A 15,768-nucleotide genomic window follows, 5' to 3' on the forward strand; every position below is an offset into this window, starting at 1 on the left:
GGCCTTAAGCGGCCACGCCCAGCTTCGGGCACACGTCGTTGAGCAGGCACTCCGCGCACTTCGGCTTCCGGGCGATGCAGGTGTAGCGGCCGTGCAGCACCACGGCCGGGCCGAAGAAGGTCCAGTCTTCTTTCGGCACGAGCTTCATGAGGTCGGCTTCAATGGCTTCTGGCTTCTCCTGCTTGGACAGGCCCAGCCGCTGGCTGACGCGGGCCACGTGGGTGTCCACGATGATGCCGGAGGCCTGCTGGAAGGCGGTGTTGAGCACCACGTTGGCCGTCTTGCGTGCCACGCCGGGCAGCTTCACCAGGTCCTCCATGCGGGAGGGCACCTTGCCCTTGAAGTCGTCGAGCAGCGCGCGGCTCATCGCCTGCACCGTCTTGGTCTTCTGCTTGTAGAAGCCGGTGGGCTTGAGGTCCTCCTCCAGCTCCGCGGTGTCGGCGTCCGCGAGCGCCTGGGGGCCTCCGGGGTACTTCTGGAACAGCGTGGCGGTGACGCGGTTGACGCGCTCGTCGGTGCACTGCGCGGCCAGGATGGTGGCCACCAGCAGCTCGTAGGGCGTGTTCCAGTTCAGCTCGTACTTCGCGTCGGGGTACTTCTCGCGAAGGCGTTCGAGCACCACGGGGATCATCGCAGCGGGTTTCATGGGGGTTCTCACATCGACCGTTGGACGACCGTCGTCAACTCCGCGTCGCTGAGCGTCAGCGGATTGCCCTTCATGCTGCTGGCGGCGCGTGCCTTCGCCACGAGTCCGGGCACGTCCGCGTCCGTGAGGCCCATGGTGCGCAGGCCCCGGATGCGCAGGGCCTGGACCAGGTCCTTCACCCAGGCGATGCCGTCCTCGGCCCGCGCCTGCGGCTGGCCGGTGAGCATCACCGCCACTTCGCGGAAGCGGGGGAGGGCGGGGTGCTCCGGAGCGCGCGTGCGCAGCGCGTCCAGGTTCACCTCCAGCGTGGCCCCGAGCAGCGCGGCGCACAGCGCCCCATGGGCCGCGCCGAGCATCCCGCCCAGCGGCGCCGCGAAGCCATGCACCGCCCCCAGGCCCGCGTTGGCCAGGCAGAGGCCGCCAAAGAGGCTGGCGATGGCCAGGTCCTCGCGCTCCGAGGGCCCGGGGCCGTGGAGCACCGCCTTGCGCAGCGAGCGCGCCGAGCGCTGCATGCCTTCGCGCGCGAGCGCGTCCGTGAGCGGCTGCGCGCGGACGGACACGAACGGTTCAATGAGCTGGGACAGCGCGTCCAGGCCGCCCGCCGCGAGCACGTCCGACGGGGCGTGCTCCAGGAGGTCGGGGTCCACCAGGGCCACGTGGGGCAGCATCAGCGGGCTGCGGAGGCTGGCCTTCACGCCGGCCTCCTTCGAGCCCAGCACCGCGTTGCGCGTCACCTCCGAGCCGGTGCCGGCGGTGGTGGGAACGGCGATGAGCGGCAGCGACGGCTTCGTCAGGGCCTGTCCGCGCCCGATGACCTCCAGGTAGTCGAGCGGGTCGCCCCCATTGGCGGCGAGCGCGGCGATGGCCTTGCCCGCGTCGAGCGCGCTGCCACCGCCCAGGGCGACGACGGCGTCACAGCGGGCGTCCATGGCGACGGCGGTGCCTTCGCGCGCGGTGTCGACGGTGGGCTCGCCCGCGACGCGGAAGGAGGCGGACGTGATGCCCAGGCGTTCGAGCGCGGCGCGGACGGGCTCCGCGCGGGCGGGGCTGGTGCCGGTGACGAGCAGGACCTTCTGTCCGCCCAGGGCGCGCACCAGGTCGGGAACTTCGGTGACGCGGCCGGGGCCGAAGAGGACGCGGTTCGCGGTGGCGAACTCGAAGGTGACGGGGGGCATGTCACCAGCCCGCGTCGTCGGGGAAGCGGTTGGCGTAGCGGCGGGCGGTGCGGGGCTCGGCCATCATGGGGGCGACGGTGTCGCGCCACGTGAGGTAGTGGGCGGTCTCCTTGTGAGCGGCGGGCGCGTCCGGGGAGCGGTAGGCCTCGACGAGGACGAAGCGGGTGGGGGCCTCGGTGTCCTGGCAGACGTCGAAGCGGGCGATGCCGGGCTCCTTCACGCTGGCGCTGGCGTTGGCGAGGGTGGCCTGGAGGAAGGCGTCGACGTGCTGGGGGAGCACGTGGATGTGGACATGGACGACGAGCAGGCTCGTGGGCATGGCGTGCACGCTAGCGCGGGCGTCTTCGAGCGGGAAACTGGTAGGGTGCCGCGCCGTTCAATCCCCCTATTTCGGAGCAAGACTGCGCATGGTCTCGGACCTCTTCGACGCTTCCCGCTGGCAGCCGGTGGAAGGCTTCAAGTTCAAGGACATCACGTTCCACCGCGCGGTGGATCAGGGCACGGTGCGCATCGCGTTCAACCGGCCGGAGGTGCGCAACGCGTTCCGTCCGAAGACGGTGGACGAGCTGGCCCGGGCGCTGGAGGCCACGCGGTTCATGACGGACGTAGGCGTGGTGCTGCTCACGGGCAACGGGCCGTCGCCGAAGGACGGCGGGTGGGCGTTCTGCTCTGGGGGAGACCAGCGCATCCGGGGCAAGGACGGCTACAAGTATGAGCCCGGGGAGGAGGCGGGGGATCCGGCGCGGCTCGGGCGGCTGCACATCCTGGAGGTGCAGCGGCAGATCCGCTTCCTGCCCAAGGTGGTGATTGCCGTGGTGCCCGGCTGGACGGCGGGAGGCGGGCACAGCCTGCACGTCGTCTGTGACATGACGATCGCGAGCAAGGAGCACGGCATGTTCAAGCAGACGGACGCGGACGTGGCGAGCTTCGACGCCGGCTACGGGTCCGCGCTGCTGGCGCGTCAGGTGGGGCAGAAGCGGGCGCGGGAGATCTTCTTCCTCGGTCAGTCCTACACGGCGGACGAGGCGTTCCAGATGAACGCCATCAACGCGTCGGTGCCGCACGCGGACCTGGAGAAGGTCGCGCTGGAGTGGGCGGCGGAGATCAACACCAAGAGCCCCACGGCCATCAAGATGCTGAAGTATGCCTTCAACCTCCCGGACGACGGGCTCGTGGGCCAGCAGCTCTTCGCGGGAGAGGCCACGCGCCTGGGATACGGCACGGAGGAGGCGCAGGAAGGCCGGGACGCGTTCGTCCAGAAGCGCAAGCGCGACTTCAAGCGCTTCCCCTGGACGTACTAATCAAGTAAGGCAAGACAAACGCAGCGACAATGATTGGTCGCCCATGAGAGGTGAAGCTTTGGCTGGATGAGGAGGGAAATCTCACCTGAATTGATAAAGTAGATGAAGGGATGGATTTATGGGTGATGCTGCTGTGCTTGAGTTTTCGCGAGAACACGTTGCTGCCCACGAGGCTGGGCATGCTGTCGTCGCGCTTGCCTGTGGAATTCAAGTTCGCCGGGTTGAGGTCCATACAACGAGAATCAATTTGAAGCAAACGCGACATGGATGGACTGATGCCCTTGAGGACATTTGGATGGATACGGCGCCTCTTTCGCGAAAATTCAAGCTGATTCGGCGTATCGCCTTGAAGGCGGGTGGCCTTGCCGGTGAGTGTGTTGCTGAAATGTTCGATTCGAATAAATCATTTCATGGCGCCAAGAGCGATATAGAACAGATTGGTGGCGCTTTGTGTGAGCTTGGTTTGCTTGAAATGAGTGTGGAAAAGGTGCCTGCGAAGTTTATTGAGCTCGCTGTCTGTAGGGCATTTAAAACTATTAATGCGAATTTGTCGGCATTTGCGCAAATGCGAAAGGAGCTTCTTGTTGCCGGGTTTTTGGAATCGCCCAAAATGGAGCCCATGTGGACGGATGATGATGATCGATTGTTTTTAGCCGAGCTTGTGAAAGTGAAGCCCTGAGCAGCTCAGATGTTGATGCGTGAGCTGACCGTCCGGACGTCCAGGCCCAGCGCTGAGAACTCCGCCGCATGGGCCCGGAGCAGCTCCAGCAACCGGGGATGCACGTCTTCCTCCTCGTTGGAGAGGATGAACCCGTAGTTCGTCTTGGACAGCATCCAGGAGATCCACAGCATCTCCGTCGCTTCATCCGGCTCTGGCGCCGCGTCCAGGTCCTCCTCCGTCGGCAGGGCGCCGTCCTTGCCCCACCGGAGGCCCAGGCACGAATACAGCACCTCGCCCGCGTCCTCCCACTGGAGGTTGTTCGCCCAGGCGTGCCGGAAGGTCGCGAAGAAGACGACGTACCGGCACAGGTTCTTGAGCCCCTCCAGCTCGCCGGCCTGGGGCGCATCCGTCCGCGTCACCGCGCTGACCGCCTTCGGAGGTGGCTCCGCGGCCTTCACATCCAGGTCCATGCGCTCGGAGCGCACGAACCAGGTGGCTTCCTTCCCTGGCACCTTCGCTCGCAGATAGCGACACACGAAGGCCGGCGCTGAATGCGCGACGAGGTCGTCCGAGAACCTGCGCACCTCGTGCCACTGCGCCGAGATGTCCGCCCCATGCTCCGCGAAGAACGCGTCGATGTGCTCCCCGAGCAGCCGCCAGAAGAGCTGTCCCGCCCGCGCATACCGGTGCCCCTCACAGACAGGCGCCGCGGGCGCGAACCCCTTCCAGTCGTAGCTGCCCATCAGGTGCTCCAGCCGCTTGTTGATTCCCTGCTCCGTCAGGGCACTGGCGCGCGTGATGTATCCGGTCGACCCCACCAGGAACCCGTTGGCCGAGTGGTTGATCAACACCACCTCGCGCAGGTGGGGCATGAGCAACCAGCGCAAGGGATTGCGTCGCAGGTTCCGGTGCGCGGCAATGGCATACTGTTCCATGTTGAAGTGGCACTGCCCCAGGTGGTTCCCCAGCTCCACGTCCAGCGTCGCGCTCACCCGCGCCATCCGCTTGGCAGCTTCCCAATCCCTGCCATCCGCGGGCGTGAAGGTCCGCCGTGTCACGGGCGAACCGGGCGCCGTCGCCCCGGGCTCCCGCAGGCCCAGGATGATGCGCACGGGCAGCAGCTTGCCCTCCACCAATCGCAGCCGCACGTCCACGTCCGGCAGGCAGTGGATGCCGTCCTGTTCGTACGCATTCCACGGCAGGTAGAGCCGGAACGCCTGGGCATCGCCGGGCACTTCCGGGTCCCGGTCCAGGATGCTGGAGAACATGCCGTTGAGCAGGCGTTCGCCAAAATACGCGTCGCTCCGGGTGGAGCCCGGTGACTCCCGCTCCATTCGGGCGGTGGTCGACTCCGGATAGTCCGCCTGGATCTTCTCCAGGCTCGGCGCCTGACCCAGTTGCCCCTGGAGCAGGTGCTGACGCTTGATGAGCTCAATGGGCGCGACGGCCTTCAGCATCGCCAGGGAACGTCCCGGCGCATACGCGGTGGGTGGGGTGCCTTCCTCCACGACGAGCAACCGCGCCAGGGGCGACGCCGGGTCGTATTCCCAATAGGGCACCCGCACCGTGCCGAAGTCATACCGGAGCCCGCCGTGGTCGTCCGGGCCCTGCTCCGAACCGATGCGCCGCCAGGTCTCCACCACCCGCCCGTCCTTGCGGAACGTGTGCTGGGGTTCGAAGAAGCGCAGCTCCAGGTCCGGCAGGTCGCCTTCACCCGCGTCCGCCGGGTCGTAGCGGATCGCGAAGGCCCCTTCCGCATCCGTGAAGCCCTCGCCCAGGAAGTCGTCCGGCGTGCCGAAGTCCCGGTCCCACAGCTCCACCTTGAGGTGGTGCAGCGGGATGGGCCCCTGGGGGCCGTCCTGCTCGAAGACGAGGCGCCCCGTGGCCACGGCGGGCAGGGTGGCCGGGTCCCTCCGCGCACGGGGGGCGCGCACCTTCGCGGCCAGATTCCGGCTGACGGCCAGCCGCTGCTCCAGGTCGAGCCCCGCGTACCACCGGGCCAGCTCGTCCGGCTCCAGCAGGTCGGGCTCGGTGCCGCGGGACTTGAGCCCCAGGGACGACATCAGGCGGCGCCAGGTGGTGCTCATCGGCCCGGTGCCTCAATCCCAGACATCGCCCGGGAGGGCATCGCGGAATCAGGTTCAGGACAGGAGTGGTTCGAGGCGGGTGTCATCGCACCCGGAAGCTACCATGCCTTGCCGGGTCCGCTTTCAGCGTCGTACCTTCCTGCGCCCGTGATAGGGGGATTCCATGACTGTCGAATACACGCTAACGATTCGCACGAACTCGCGGCTCGGCGCGGGGACCAACGCCAACATCTCCGTCATCCTGGTTGGCACTCAGGGTGAAAGCGACTCACGCCTGCTGGACAAGCGCTTCCACAACGACTTCGAGGCCGGCGCGGAGGACTCCTACACGGTCCAGTCCCACGACCTGGGAGAGCTGCTGCTGCTCCGATTCTCGAACACCGGGAATGGGGTCGCGAGCGACTGGCTGCTCGACAATGTGCGTGTCACGGCCGGTGAGAAGCACTGGTTCTTCCCCCACCACCGCTGGGTGCTGGGCAAGGCGACCGCCGAGGTGCTGGAGGGCACGGCGCGGCTGCCGCAGCAGGTGAAGAACGAGCGCGCGGCGTCTGCCCGCTTGGAGCAGCTCAAGGCCCGGCACCAGATGTACGGCTGGCGCGCGCCCGAGGCGACCGCCGGGCTGCCCGGCGCGCTCGACATCAGCGAGGCGAAGCCGCTCCCGAAGGACGAGCTCTACCGGGGGCTCGTGGACGGCAGCTACGAGGTCGTCATCGCGAAGACGCTGGCGGCCATCAAGCTGAACATGCCCGTGCTGAGCAAGGCCTGGAACGGCCTCGTGGACATCTTCGACTTCTTCAAGGGCATCGAGCTGCCCCAGCTCGCCAACCGCTGGAAGGACGACTACGAGTTCGCCCGGCAGGCCGTCCAGGGCATCACCCCCGTCCACATCCAGTCCATCACGGCGCTGCCCCCGGGCCTCGCGCTCACGGATGGCGAGCTGCACGGCCTGTTGTCGCCGGGCACCTCGCTGGCCCAGGCCCTGGCGGCGAAGCGCATCTTCCTGCTCGACTTCGAAATCCTGGACGACGTGCCGATGTTCAAGAAGGTCGACAAGGAGGGCGTCGAGGAGCGGCGCTGGTCGCCCGCGTCCCGTTGCCTCCTGTACCTGGACGACACCCGGCAGCTTCGGCCCATCGCCATCCAGCTCGGGAAGGATCCGGAGCAGCATCCGGTGTTCACGCCCAATGACAGTCAATACGACTGGCTGGCCGCGAAGATCTACGTCCGGTGCAGCGAGGGCAACACACACCAGATGGTGGGGCACGCGCTGCGGACGCACTTCATCGCGGAGCCGTTCGTCATGGCGACGATGCGCAACCTCCCGGACCCGCACCCCGTCTACAAGCTGCTGCGCCGGCACTTCCGCTACACGCTCGCCATCAACGACGGCGCCCGCAGGGGCCTGCTCGCGGAGGGCGGCGTGTTCGATGACATCATCGCCACCGGCGGTCCCGACAAGGGCCACGTCTTCCTGGGCAAGAAGGGCTACCAGCGCTGGAGGCTCACGGACAACCGGCCGCGCCAGGACATCGAGCGCCGTGGGGTGCTCGACCCGGCGGTGCTGCCGCACTACCCCTACCGGGACGACGCGCTGCCCCTGTGGGATGCGTTCGAGGAGTACGTCGGCGGGGTGCTCGGGCACTTCTACAGGTCCGACGCGGACCTGGCGAACGACGCCGAGATGCAGCGCTGGTGGACCGACCTCACCACCCACGGCATGTCCGTGGAGAAGCTGCCCTGCACGGAGCTGAAGCGCGTCTCCGACCTGGTGGACATCCTCACCACCATCCTCTTCACGGTCAGCGTCCAGCACGCGGCGGTGAACTACCTCCAGTACGAACACTACGCCTTCGTACCCAACGCGCCGCTGTGCATGCGCAAGGCGCCTCCGACGAAGAAGGGCCTCATCGGCGCGGATGACATCGTGGACATGATCCCCTCCAAGTCCCAGATGCTCTGGCAGGTCTCCATCGGCCGCGCGCTGTCCAGCTTCGGCGACGACGAGGAGTACCTGCTCCACGAGGGCGGCTGGTACGAGGAGTACTTCCAGGAGCCGGAGGTGCTCGCCATCCGCGACCGCTTCCATGCCCGGCTGCGCGCCCAGCGCGACGCTGTGAAGGCACGCAACGAGAAGTGCGAAGTGCCCTACACGGTCCTGCAGCCCGACCGGATCCCCTGCGGCATCACCGTCTGAGACGCCTGGAGAAGATGCCCATGCCCAACCTGCTTTCTCGTGGCCTGTTCAACCTGTTCTTCGGCTCCCGGCGCAAGCCCTTCGCCTCCCTCCCCGGGCCGCAGCCCGGCGTGCTCGGCACCGCAGGCGACTTCCTGGGGCACCAGCCCTGGGATGTCTGCGCGCGGTATGGCCGTGAGTACGGTGGTGTCACGCTCATCTGGATGGGGCCCAGCCCCGGCGTGGTGCTCAACGACCCCGCCGTCATCGCGGAGGTGCTGGAGTCCCCCCGCCGGATGGAGTTCGAGAAGGGAAACATCAGCGAGCAGGTCCGGCCCACGGTGACGGACGACACGGTCTTCATCGCGAAGTTGAGCGGGGACTGGGCCCAGAAGCGCAAGCTGGAGCCCATGGAGCAGCCATGGTCTCCGCGGTGGCTGGCCGCCCAGGTGGAGCCGATGCACCGGTCCATCGTCGAGTCCGTGGAGGCCCTGCTGAAGGAGCCCGCCATCGACTACACCACCGCGATGCGGAAGCTGACCTTCGACGCCTTCGCGGTCGCGGCGGTGGGGGAGAAGCTCCCGACCTCCGTGTTCGACGACTTCATGCTGCTGGGGAAGGGCGCGGACGCGCGCATCCAGTCGAAGCTGCCGTTGAAGTTCGTCTCACCGCCCAAGGGCTTCGACGAGGCGAAGGCGCGCTTCTACGGCCAGTTCGCGGACCGGGTGCGCGCCGCGCGCAAGAACCCCAACCCCCACGGCGTGGACGTGATGTCGTGGACGCTGCGCGAGACGCCAGGGATTGATGACCAGGTGTTGGCGCACCTGCTGGGGGGCATCTTCTACGGCGGCGCTTACTCCTCCAGCGTCACGCTGGTGGGCGCGTTCCACCAGCTCCAGAAGTACCCCCAGGCGGAGGCGCGGCTCGCGGCGGAGGCCGCGTCGCTGGGGGACGGGCCGCTGACGTTCGAGAAGCTGGGCAGGGCGCCCTGGGCGGAGGCCTGCGCCTTTGAATCCCTGCGCCTCCTGCCGGCGGTCCGGGTCTTCACCCGCACGCCGTCGAAGGACGCGCAGCTCGCCGGCGTCACGCTGCCGGCGGGGGCGATGATCATGATCTCCAACCAGCACCTGCACCGGGACCCGGCCCACTGGACGGAGCCGGAGACCTACAACCCCGCGCGCTGGCTGGACGGTGGGGCGGCCCGCGACCCGCTGGGCAGCGGTCACTTCTTCCCGTTTGGACGGGGGCCGCGCGCGTGCGTGGGTGGCGACTTCGCGATGGTGTTCCTGCGCACGGCGCTCGCGACCATCGCCGCCCGGGCGAAGGCGCACGTCGATTCGACGGAGCCCTTCGAAGAGGGGTTCTTCTTCGGCGTCGTCCTGCCCAAGGGCGTCACCGGGAGGCTCGTCGCTCGTCAGCCGCAAGCTGCGCAGGCGTCCTCGGAAGTCCGCGCCAGCATGGCCTGAGGGGGTTCCCCCTCGGCCCTTCGGGGCCGAGGTGAAGCGCAAAGCCTCATGCGTTAGCCGGGGCCCCCATGCCGGTGCCCCGTTTCACGGCCACGGCTGTGCCTGGTTTGGTGCTTCGTCAGGCTTCAGGGAGTGAAGCGCTGGATGACGATGGGGTGGGTGCCGCCATCCCCCCTGAATTCGCGCACTGTCATGTAGAGCGTGTCCGGCTGGGTCCTCAAGATGAATGGGCCTGGAATGCCGTCGATCCGGGACAGCTCCTGAACCGTCTGCCCGTCCCACGCGGACAGCACCCGCTCCTTGTCTCCGTCTGGGAGCGTCTTGTCGACGCTGTAGACGAACCGCCGGGGGTTCTCCACGAAGACGCCGCCACGGAGGTAGTAGGGCTCCGGAAGGATGAGGGGCTGGGAAGGCTGCACTCCCTCCCATTCCAGCTTGAGCCCCGGCTCGGAGGGCTTTCCCGTCAGCCACACGACCGTTTCGGTGTCTTCACTCACGTATGAATCCGAGAAGACATCTGCGCGCTGGGAGAGCACCACCCCGGGCGTACGCATCAGCATGGAGTCATAGGAGTAATTGAGGGTGGGGGAGTTGCGGCGGATGCACCCCAACAGCCGTGGCGAGTCTCCCGCCTCGAGTTCGCATTGCGCGGCGGCCACCTGCACGCATCCCTGCGCGCTGCAATGAAAGGACTTCCGATCCTCAGGGAACCCGCCGAACTCTTCGGTCTGGTTCACGTTGAGGATGACCGAGTCCTCATCGAGGACGAAGAAGGTGAATCCCCACGTGCTGGCCTCCGCGGTCGTCTCCCACAGCAAGGCTTCCGTGGCCGTGTCGTACATCCGGATGTGCTGCCCTGGTGTCAGCGCCGCGAAGCGGTTGCGCGAAGGAGAGAAGCGCAGCCAGGTCGCGGAGTGTTCCATCGACTTGACCTCTCCGGACTCCAGGTCGATGCGCCAGACAAGCTCCTTCTTGGTGAGCCAGATGAAGCGGTCGCCCGCCTGGATGCGCGCAACGGGGTAGGAGGCGTCATTCTCAATCCGGAACAGCGTGCGAACCGGACAGGCCTCGGCCGCGCAGGTCTCGAAGGGCACCATGCGCACGGCCACTGCCTCGTCAGGGGTCTTCTCGGTGAAGGCCAGGTAGCGCCGGGTGCCTTCGTGCACGACCACCGAGGACCAGTGTTGGCCAATCTCGTGCGCCTGGGTCTGCCCGGGCTTCCAGACCCAGAGGGCTCGGACGTCATTCGTCGCGGGGCCTTGGAGCACGAGGACGTCGCCTTCGCGCGAGAAGTCTCCGAACTCGGCCCTGGGGGCGACGGACCACGTCATACCTGTCGACAACTCCTGGACGAGCGTGCCGCCGTCGCGGGCCACCGCGGCCAGGAAGCGCTGCTGGGTGTCCACGTCCAGCAGGGCCGCATCCTGCAGCAAGGTCTGGGCGGGAGGGCGGCCGGCATCCTCGGGCACGCCGGCATCCGCTTCCCCTGGTGGGGTGCCTCGACAATGGGACACTGCCATCCCGAGCAGCAGGAGACCCAGGAGCTTTCGTGCCCCCATCAGGAGCGGACCTGCTCGGTGGAGAACGCTGTGCATGTGAACCTCTTTACGGTGCGAGTTGTCCCCCGCCGGCCCGGTGGGTTGAAGGACTCTCGTGGCGCCGTTCCTTCCACGGCAGGGCGCGAAGGGCCCCGCGCGAAATTGGCAATGAGTTTCTATCACAGGTCCCGGGCGCGCGCAGGCTGGGGAGGGTGCCCCCTTCGCTGCATGAGAGGGCTTGCCCGTAGGAAGGGCCCTCTCCCTCGCGGAGCCTTCATCGCTCCAGCACGGGTGCGAGCGCCATCGCCGCCGCCATCAGGGGTGCGGGTTGCCTGGACTTGAGCCAGACGGCATGGATGGGAAACTCCGCTCGCGGGCGCGTCAGCGGCCAGGCCACCACGCCGGCCGCGCGCGGCCCCTCGGGCTGGAACGACGGCACCAGGGAGAAGCCCAGCCCCGCGGCCACGAAGGCGAGGATGCTCTCCGCGGAGTCCGCTGAATGCACCTGCCGGGGATGCACGTCGTGCAGGGCCAGGGCCCTCAACTGGAGGTCCAGCAGGTGATGGTCGGAGCCGTAGCCGATGAAGGGCTCCGCCTCCAACTGCTTGAGGTTCACGCTCCTGGAGCGCGCCAGCGCGTGGGCGCGAGGCAGCACGATGAAGCCCTTCACCCGGCCCACCTCGCGCGACTCCACGTCATGCGGCAGCTCCGGCAGATGGTCCACCAGCAGGTCCGTTTCTCCCAATCGCAGTCGTGCCAGCTCCGGCGCCGCGGATTCGAACAGACGCACCTGGATGTCGGGACGCACGCCGCGCAGCCGGCCCAACCACGGTGGCAACAGATGTCGCAGCACAAGGTTGGAGGCATGGATGCGCAGCGTCCCTCCTCGCTCTCCCGTCTTCAGAGAGCGCGCCACCTGGGGCAGCCCCTCCAGGAAAGGGGCCACGAAGGCATACAGCTCCCGCCCCGCGGGCGTCAGCGCCATCCGGTCCTTGCCCACGCGGGTGAAGAGCTTCACACCCACCTCCTCCGTGAGCCGCTTCACCTGCTGATAGATGCCCGGTTGGGTGATGGGGTAGGGGAACGCGCGCACTGCCCGCGTGTAGCCGCCCATGCGCGCCACCCAATAGAAGCCTTCGAGCCGCTGGAGTTGAATCATCACCCACCGTTATAGATGGACCGGCGATTTGTGACATGCGCCCCGGAGGTGAAGGCGGGCAGGCTGTTTCGCGTACCCCACCACCGGAGCACGCATGCCGTCCCCATTCCTCTTCGCCATCCGTACCCTCGTCGCGACGCTCGCGGGCCTCACGGCGCTGACGTCGGGCTGTACCCCGCTCGATGCGCCGGGAAGCCAGCCACCCCCGGCCGTGCCTGTGCTGGCCGAAAAGAAGGAGGCCCTGGCGGAGGTGTCGCTCGCGCGCATCAACGTTGGAGGCCCCTCCGTGACCGACGCGCAGGGCCGTACGTGGAGCGAGGACCTGGGCTTCGTCGCGGGACGCACGCTCCAGTTCACTGGCGACGTGAAGGGCACGACGGAGGATCTGCTCTACAACAGCGCCCGGGAGGGCATGGCTCACTATCGGGTGTGGCTGGGGGGCAATCGGGGTGTGTTCCGGGTGAAGCTGCTGCTGGTCGAACCCACCGAGTCCCCGGGCGCGCGCGTCTTCCAGGTGAAGGTGAACGGGCAGATCTACCTGCCCCAGGTGGACATCGCGAAGGCGGTGGGCACGCGGACTGCCTACCAGGCCGTCTTCGACGTGCCGGTGCCTTCGGGGAACCTCGAAATGGACTTCCTGCCGCTGGAGGGCCTGGCGCTCCTGTCCGCCATCGAGGTGAGCTCCGTGTCCTGGCAGCCCCTGGGCGATCCCCGGGGACAGCTCTACATCCGCGGTGACGTGACGCTGCCGCAGGTGGCCATGGACACGACGATGCGTCCCTATGTCGCCCACCTGGAGCGGACGGGCTTCTACAGCAACGAGAACATCCTTCGGGTGGAGCGCTGGGACGGAGACCTGTCCTCGTCTCCCTGGAATGGAAGCTGGACGGCGTTGGACGTGCCGGGCGGCACCCCCGCGCCCATCACCCGCACCCAATCCTTTGCATTCATCGTGGACGGCAGCGGCGCGCCGGTCGTGGCGCACGACGAGTTCTTCTCCTCCTACGCACTGAACGTCTCACGTTGGAGCGGCAATGCCTGGGAGCCGCTGGGGCCGCCCCAGAAGGCGGACGGCTACGGGTCGTGGGCGGATGAGACGTCCCAGGTGCTGGCCCGGGGCTCGGATGGACAGCCCATCCTCGCCTTCCTCGCCCACTCCTTCTCGAACAGCAGCCTCGTCGTCCGGCATTGGACGGGGTCGGCCTGGGAGTCCTATCCCAGCGCCCAGGGCCTGCCCACGAACGACCATCTGAGCAGTCTGAGTCTGGCCTCCCATCCCGCCGGGGGACCCGTCCTGGCCTGGATGGAGTTTGGATTTGAGCCATCCCTCACCCGGGTCCTGCGCGTGGCGCACTGGACCGGGGGCGACTGGGTGATGCTGAGTGACGCCGGGCTGCCCATCACCCCCGGCTCCACGGTGGACGCCCCCAAGGTCTACGTGTCGAACGCGGGCGTCATCTTCGTGGCCTGGAACCAGTACAACCCCCCGGGGACGGCGAACGAGGGGTCCGAAATCCGGGTGGCCCGCTGGAACAATGGCGCCTGGGTGGCCCTGGGCGGCGGTGTGAGCATCCAGCGCAAGGCCGTGGAACAGCCCCGGATGTTCGCGGACTCGAGTGGCCGGGTGACGCTGCTGTGGGCCGAAATGACGGGCGCGCCCGGCGCGCCGGGCAACCCGCTGTACCTGCGCAAGTGGAACGGCACGACGTGGGCGACCGTGGGCGGGAGTGCCACCCCGGTCGCCGTCACGCCGGATGGGTACTTCTCACTCGCCCCGGACAAGCGGGGCCTGCCCCTGCTCACGTGGCCGGGGACGCACCAGGGCAAGTCGGTGGCCCATGTGCAGGTGTTGAACCCATAGGTGCCGGTGCCCGCAGGGCGGGTGCGAGTCTTCGAGGACGCGGCGCGGCGCGTGTCCCAGGTGCTACGGGATGCGGCCGGTGTCCATGAAGGTGTCGGCCGCGCTCTGCCACACCATCGGGTCCCACCCCGAGGGCAGGGTCGGCTGGAGCCACCTCTCCCACGTCTCGTGGATGTCCACGTCGTAGCGGCCCTCGCTCCAGAGCCGCTCCCTCACCCCAGGCACCCGGTGATTTCCAGTCCCAACGCCAGACGCGCAGGGAGCCCGGATGCCCCGAGTCCGGAACGTCGGGTGGACAATACTTCAGGGGGGCGGGCGGGCGGTTCATGCCCGGGCAGCGCTGGCGGGGATGTCCTGACTGCCATGATTGCGCGTCGGAAGGTCAGGCTTCATTCCGGAGCCCTGGACCGACCCAGGAGTCGTCCATGAAGTCTGGAACCTCATTGCTGCGCGCGGTCGCCCTGGTGTGCACGAGTCTGGCGTTGACGGCCTGTGGCGGCGCCATGACGCCCGAGGAAGCGGCGGCCGAGGAGGCCTCGGCGCTGGCCTCGGTCGAGGCTGAGCTGGGCTCCTGTGGCACCTGGTCCGGCTGGAGCAACACGGGCGAGAGTTCCTGTGCTCCCCAGCCCTCGTGTGGTTTCTACTGGGTTTGCGAACCGTGGGCCAAGGGGGGCGATCCGGAGTCCCTTGTCGGCGGGGGAGGGCGCGAGGACGCCGCCCCGGTGTGCCCGGAGGGCGAGACGGCCCAGCGGTACAACAACCCCGGCCGCTTCAACCAGCAGTCCAGCTACCGCGTGTGCTTCAACGCGGCCGGCACCTACACGCACACGGAATACCAATACCAGAACGTCTTCAGCACCTGCAGCTGCTGAGCCGCAACATGCTCCCGGCCCCCGGAGCAGGATTCCGTGGGCCGGTGAGGTGCGGCTGTCTCGGAAGGGAACCCCGGTTCCTCCCGGGCGCATCCCGTCGCCTCGCTGAATGAATATCTCCAGGGGTGGAACGTCTCCAGGCGCGGCTCGCCTCACGGCCCTCTTTCTCGCGAAGGAAGCCCGCCCATGTTCCGTGCACTTGCCCTGACGTCTACCGCTGCTCTCTGCCTGCTCGGCTCCGCCTGTGGCGAAGGTGACGAGCAAGACAGCCCCGACGTTCAACCCCGGGACACGCGCTCCAGCGTCACCGGCACCCATCCCGTCAGGATGACGATATTCAGCACGGCGATGCTCGAAGCGTCGCCGCCCTTGAACCCCTCCCTCGAGCTGACCGCGGAAGGAGGTTCGCGGGACCGCCTGCGCGTCTCCCTGTCCCCGCTCGACTGCGACCTGACCGCGACGATGACGGGCGCCTCCACCTTCGCCCTGAACCCCGGCACCTGCGGCTGGATCATCCCCCCTTCAGAGGGGAAGTTCGCCTGCGGCATCACGCTCGACATCACCCAGGGCACCGGCGGGCGCGACACCGCGGACGGCAAGGTCGGAGTGACCCTCAACGCCAACTACCGCCTGCGGTGCGCGGACGATGATGAGCCCTTCATCACCCCCGTGATCGTGACGCTGGAGGAGGACTGAATCGTCGGGGCCCCGCGCTTCTGGCTGGGATTGGGCCCCGGAGTCACTGGACCTGGCATGAAGCGGAGGTCCGCGCATGACGGCCACGGGATGCCTCCGCTGCCGTGGGGCGCGGCCGGACGCGCCACGGCTC

Annotated in this window: 14 protein-coding genes; 7 read left to right on the forward strand and 7 right to left on the reverse strand. The window is 67.8% G+C overall.

Going from position 1 to position 15,768, the window contains the following annotated elements:
• Positions 1-4: 4 nt before the first annotated feature.
• From nth to OV207_RS09045, 3 genes are read right to left on the reverse strand one after another with little or no spacing between them, the layout of a single operon-like run.
• The gene (nth, locus tag OV207_RS09035) at positions 5-646 is read right to left on the reverse strand and encodes an endonuclease III (RefSeq protein ID WP_193430254.1); all 642 of its coding nucleotides are present in this window, start codon (positions 644-646) and stop codon (positions 5-7) included.
• An 8-nt stretch (positions 647-654) separates the two neighbouring features.
• Positions 655-1,821, reverse strand: coding sequence for an iron-containing alcohol dehydrogenase (locus OV207_RS09040; protein WP_267554234.1), 1,167 nt, complete (start codon positions 1,819-1,821; stop codon positions 655-657).
• 1 nt (position 1,822) lies between these two features.
• Positions 1,823-2,140: a putative quinol monooxygenase gene (locus OV207_RS09045; RefSeq protein WP_267554235.1), complete on the reverse strand. Its 318-nt coding sequence runs from the start codon at positions 2,138-2,140 to the stop codon at positions 1,823-1,825.
• Positions 2,141-2,228: 88 nt separating this feature from the next.
• On the opposite strand from OV207_RS09045, the gene OV207_RS09050 reads away from it, so the two are divergent.
• Together OV207_RS09050 and OV207_RS09055 are read left to right on the forward strand one after the other, a co-directional pair.
• Complete coding sequence (locus tag OV207_RS09050; RefSeq protein ID WP_193430257.1) at positions 2,229-3,122, forward strand: 1,4-dihydroxy-2-naphthoyl-CoA synthase; 894 nt, start codon at positions 2,229-2,231, stop codon at positions 3,120-3,122.
• 118 nt (positions 3,123-3,240) lie between these two features.
• Positions 3,241-3,801, forward strand: a complete 561-nt coding sequence (locus OV207_RS09055; protein ID WP_267554236.1) for a hypothetical protein — start codon at positions 3,241-3,243, stop codon at positions 3,799-3,801.
• A 5-nt stretch (positions 3,802-3,806) separates the two neighbouring features.
• Here OV207_RS09055 and OV207_RS09060 read toward each other — a convergent pair whose 3' ends face one another.
• A complete protein-coding gene (locus OV207_RS09060; RefSeq protein ID WP_267554238.1) occupies positions 3,807-5,870 on the reverse strand; it encodes a lipoxygenase family protein in 2,064 nt (687 codons plus the stop codon).
• Positions 5,871-6,033: 163 nt separating this feature from the next.
• On the opposite strand from OV207_RS09060, the gene OV207_RS09065 reads away from it, so the two are divergent.
• Both OV207_RS09065 and OV207_RS09070 read left to right on the forward strand, forming a co-directional pair.
• Positions 6,034-8,064, forward strand: a complete 2,031-nt coding sequence (locus tag OV207_RS09065) for a lipoxygenase family protein (protein WP_267554240.1) — start codon at positions 6,034-6,036, stop codon at positions 8,062-8,064.
• A 20-nt stretch (positions 8,065-8,084) separates the two neighbouring features.
• On the forward strand, positions 8,085-9,509 hold the full coding sequence (locus OV207_RS09070; RefSeq protein ID WP_267554241.1) for a cytochrome P450: 1,425 nt from the start codon (positions 8,085-8,087) through the stop codon (positions 9,507-9,509).
• A gap of 125 nt (positions 9,510-9,634) precedes the next feature.
• Here the strand turns inward: OV207_RS09070 and OV207_RS09075 are convergent, their stop codons facing one another.
• Both OV207_RS09075 and OV207_RS09080 read right to left on the reverse strand, forming a co-directional pair.
• Positions 9,635-10,978, reverse strand: coding sequence for a hypothetical protein (locus OV207_RS09075; RefSeq protein WP_267554243.1), 1,344 nt, complete (start codon positions 10,976-10,978; stop codon positions 9,635-9,637).
• A gap of 343 nt (positions 10,979-11,321) precedes the next feature.
• The gene (locus OV207_RS09080; protein ID WP_267554245.1) at positions 11,322-12,206 is read right to left on the reverse strand and encodes a LysR family transcriptional regulator; all 885 of its coding nucleotides are present in this window, start codon (positions 12,204-12,206) and stop codon (positions 11,322-11,324) included.
• Between the two features lie 94 nt (positions 12,207-12,300).
• On the opposite strand from OV207_RS09080, the gene OV207_RS09085 reads away from it, so the two are divergent.
• Positions 12,301-14,067: a malectin domain-containing carbohydrate-binding protein gene (locus OV207_RS09085; RefSeq protein WP_267554247.1), complete on the forward strand. Its 1,767-nt coding sequence runs from the start codon at positions 12,301-12,303 to the stop codon at positions 14,065-14,067.
• A 63-nt stretch (positions 14,068-14,130) separates the two neighbouring features.
• Here OV207_RS09085 and OV207_RS09090 read toward each other — a convergent pair whose 3' ends face one another.
• A complete protein-coding gene (locus OV207_RS09090) occupies positions 14,131-14,292 on the reverse strand; it encodes a hypothetical protein (protein ID WP_267554249.1) in 162 nt (53 codons plus the stop codon).
• 200 nt (positions 14,293-14,492) lie between these two features.
• Here OV207_RS09090 and OV207_RS09095 point away from each other — a divergent pair, with 200 nt between their 5' ends.
• The gene (locus OV207_RS09095) at positions 14,493-14,939 is read left to right on the forward strand and encodes a hypothetical protein (RefSeq protein ID WP_267554251.1); all 447 of its coding nucleotides are present in this window, start codon (positions 14,493-14,495) and stop codon (positions 14,937-14,939) included.
• Positions 14,940-15,308: 369 nt separating this feature from the next.
• On the forward strand, positions 15,309-15,635 hold the full coding sequence (locus tag OV207_RS09100) for a hypothetical protein (RefSeq protein WP_267554253.1): 327 nt from the start codon (positions 15,309-15,311) through the stop codon (positions 15,633-15,635).
• The last annotated feature ends 133 nt before the right edge of the window (positions 15,636-15,768 follow it).

Origin of the sequence: Corallococcus sp. BB11-1, assembly GCF_026626625.1 — a bacterium.
Classification (GTDB): Bacteria; Myxococcota; Myxococcia; order Myxococcales; family Myxococcaceae; genus Corallococcus; species Corallococcus soli.